1 protein-coding gene is annotated in these 335 nt (G+C 52.2%); it reads right to left on the reverse strand.

Annotation, left to right across the window (positions count from 1 at the left end; translation table 11 throughout):
• Positions 1-335, reverse strand: a 335-nt coding sequence (locus tag L5849_RS15420) for a polyubiquitin (RefSeq protein ID WP_236926255.1), incomplete at both ends; no start/stop codon positions are given.

Below are 335 nucleotides of genomic sequence, written 5' to 3' on the forward strand. Positions count from 1 at the left end.
GGTCTTCACGAAGATCTGCATACCTCCACGAAGACGCAACACAAGGTGAAGGGTGGATTCCTTCTGGATGTTGTAGTCGCTCAGGGTACGACCATCTTCCAGCTGCTTTCCAGCAAAGATCAGACGCTGCTGATCTGGAGGAATGCCTTCCTTGTCCTGGATCTTGGCCTTCACATTTTCGATGGTGTCGCTGGGCTCCACTTCAAGGGTGATGGTCTTTCCCGTCAAGGTCTTCACGAAGATCTGCATACCTCCACGAAGACGCAACACAAGGTGAAGGGTGGATTCCTTCTGGATGTTGTAGTCGCTCAGGGTACGACCATCTTCCAGCTGCT

Source organism: Erythrobacter sp. SN021 (assembly GCF_021864455.1).